The following is a 2,892-nucleotide window of genomic DNA, read 5'->3' as shown; positions in this document are numbered from 1 at the left end:
GCCCGCCAGCGTGAACGTCGTGTCGGGCGCGACGACGGCCTCGGGCGCATCGAGCGAGGCGGCCTGCACGGTCGCCCAGTCGCCCGTCGACGCGTCCCACGCGTAGTCGGCCCAATAGGCTTCGTCCATGCGCGCGTCGAGCGCCGCCAGCACGCGCGTCGCCGACGCGTCGCGCAGCCGCGCGCTTTCCGCGCAGACGAGCAGCGTGCTGACCGGCACGACCGGAATATCGAGGCCGAACGCGAGGCCTTGCGCCACGCCCGTGGCGGTGCGCAAGCCCGTGAACGAGCCGGGGCCCGCGCCGAATGCGATCGCGTCGCAATCGGCGAGCGTAAGGCCGGCTTCGGCGAGCACTTCGCCGATGGCAGGCAGCAGGCGCGTGCTGGAGACAGCGCCCGTGGCTTCATGTCGCACCCAGACGCGCGACGACGACGGGGACGGTTCCTGAGCGGCGTCCGAAGCGGAGCCCGGGGCAGATGCGCCGCCCGCGGACGCGGCGGCGCGAAGCAGCGCGACCGAACAGAATTCGGTCGACGTATCGATGGCAAGCAGCACGGTTTCAGTCATGACCGCTATTGTAATGCGGCGCCCTCGCCCAGTCGCCGCCCAGGCATGCGCGCTGCGCGCCGCGCGCACCGTCGGCGAGAGTCCTTCTAGAGTGGAGGAATCGTTCCAGCCCCGTGCCAGACGACGCTGCTACCATCGACGGACTCGATCGATTTCAAGTGGAGGAAACAACAATGAGCGATATCAACGCCCAGTTCACGCAGGCCCAGGAAGACGTGCAGAAGCTGTCGGAGCGTCCGGGCAACCTGACGCTGCTGCGTCTGTACGCGCTGTTCAAGCAGGCCAGCGAAGGCGACGTGCACGGCGACAAGCCGGGTTTCACCGACATCGTCGGCAAATACAAGTACGACGCCTGGGCCGCGCTGCAAGGCACGGCGCAGGACACGGCGAAGACGCAGTATGTCGAACTGGTCGAGTCGCTCAAGAGCGGCGCGGCGAGCTAAGCCCGGCTTCGGCACCGGTCGGCGCGGCACGCCCAGCCGCGCCTCGCCCGAATTTCCCCTCCGCGAAATCACAGCGATTTCCCGCCGTTCCCACCCTCTTTTGCGCCGATCCGCGTGCAACTATCCACGCACCGCAAATCGTTTGCGCTCGCGCTGGCGCGCTGCAACAAAACGAGATATAATCCGCGCTGCGTTGCGCTCCGGTCGCCATTGCGATCAGCCCAACGCCACGTAGCGTTAAGCTCCAATCCAGTTTAGAACCTGTCCCTCCCTGCCGTGGCCCTGCTTTCGGGCCGTCAAGTATCAGGCTGGCGGTTGGCCAATCCGGGCTGAGCCGCACCCAAAACAGCTTCTAACGAAAATCCGCCCCCGTGTGCGGATTGCCCCCGTTTTTCGATTTGTTTGCACAATCCGACGACTTGGGTATGCCGATTGGCGCCGACGTTCTATTTCCTGTGTACCAAGGATTTTCATGACTTCGAGCAATACCCAAAGCCCCCTCGACGCGATCGCCAACGACGCCCTCGGCCTCGAGCAGCCTGTCGCCGCCGCCGCTGAAGGCGCCGCGCCTGCTGCCGACACGCCGGCAGGTCCGACGTTCGAGTCGCTCGGTCTGTCGCCGGAGATTGTCTCCGCGCTGACCGCAGCGGGCTACAAGGCCCCGACGCCGGTTCAGGAACGCGCCATTCCTGCAGCCATCGCGGGCCGCGACCTGCTGGTCTCCAGCCCGACCGGTTCGGGCAAGACCGCAGCGTTCATGCTGCCTGCCATCGAGCGCTTCGCTCAGATCCAGAAAGCACAAGCCGCGCAACCGCGCGAGCCGCGTCCGCAAGGCGCGAACGGCCAGCAAGCCGATCGCCGCCCGCAACGCCGTCCGCAGCCGGTGGCACGCCCCGGCCTGCTCGTCCTCACGCCGACGCGCGAACTCGCCATGCAGGTGACGACGGCCGCTTCGACGTACGGCAAGCACCTGCGCCGCCTGCGCACCGTCAGCATTCTCGGCGGTGTGGCCTACGGCCAGCAGCTGATGCTGCTCGCCAAGAACCCCGAAATTCTCGTGGCAACGCCGGGCCGTCTGCTCGACCACCTCGAGCGCGGCCGTATCGACCTGTCCGAGCTGAAGATGCTCGTGCTCGACGAAGCTGACCGCATGCTGGACATGGGCTTCATCGACGACATCGACACGATCGTGGCCGCCACGCCCGAAACGCGTCAAACGATGCTGTTCTCGGCCACGCTCGACGGCAAGATCGCCTCGATCACCGGCCGCCTGCTGAAGGATCCGGAGCGTATCGAGATCGTCCGCAAGATCGAAGCGAGCTCGAACATCGCCCAGACCGTGCATTACGTCGACGACCGCGATCACAAGGATCGTCTGCTCGACCACCTGCTGCGCGACGAAAAGCTCGACCAGGCTGTCGTGTTCACGGCGACCAAGATGGACGCCGACCAGCTCGCCGGCAAGCTGGCCGACGCCGGCTTCGAAACCGCCGCACTGCACGGCGACCTGCCGCAAGGCGCACGTAACCGCACGATCCGCGCTCTGCGCGAGCGTCGCGTGCGCGTGCTGGTCGCGACCGACGTCGCGGCACGCGGTATCGACATCCCGGGCATCACGCACGTCTTCAACTACGACCTGCCGAAGTTCGCGGAAGACTACGTGCACCGTATCGGCCGTACGGGCCGCGCGGGCCGTTCGGGCACCGCGGTGAGCCTCGTGCACCACGCCGAGCAAGGCGCGCTCAAGCGCATCGAGCGTTTCGTGCGCGGCACGCTGCCGGTCAACGTCGTCGAAGGCTTCGAGCCGCGCAAGGCACCGCCGGCTAACCGTGGCGGCTTCGGCGGCCGCGGCCGTCCGGGCGGCGGCGGCAACGGCGGCGGC

The 2,892-nt window shown here is 67.3% G+C and carries 3 protein-coding genes; 2 read left to right on the top strand and 1 reads right to left on the bottom strand.

Features of this window, described 5'->3' with window-relative positions:
- A partial coding sequence (gene tsaB / locus G3N97_RS37850; protein WP_205997859.1) for a tRNA (adenosine(37)-N6)-threonylcarbamoyltransferase complex dimerization subunit type 1 TsaB occupies window positions 1-567 on the bottom strand: 567 nt, incomplete at its 3' end.
- 173 nt (window positions 568-740) lie between these two features.
- Between tsaB and G3N97_RS37845 the strand changes: the two genes are divergently transcribed.
- Both G3N97_RS37845 and G3N97_RS37840 read left to right on the top strand, forming a co-directional pair.
- A complete protein-coding gene (locus G3N97_RS37845) occupies window positions 741-1,010 on the top strand; it encodes an acyl-CoA-binding protein (protein ID WP_205997858.1) in 270 nt (89 codons plus the stop codon).
- A 472-nt stretch (window positions 1,011-1,482) separates the two neighbouring features.
- Window positions 1,483-2,892, top strand: a 1,410-nt coding sequence (locus G3N97_RS37840) for a DEAD/DEAH box helicase (RefSeq protein ID WP_205997857.1), incomplete at its 3' end; no start/stop codon positions are given.

The organism is Paraburkholderia sp. Ac-20347, assembly GCF_017104805.1.
Classification (GTDB): domain Bacteria; phylum Pseudomonadota; class Gammaproteobacteria; order Burkholderiales; family Burkholderiaceae; genus Paraburkholderia; species Paraburkholderia tropica.
Note: the sequence above shows the minus strand (reverse complement) of the source record. Positions and strands in the feature narration are given on the sequence as shown.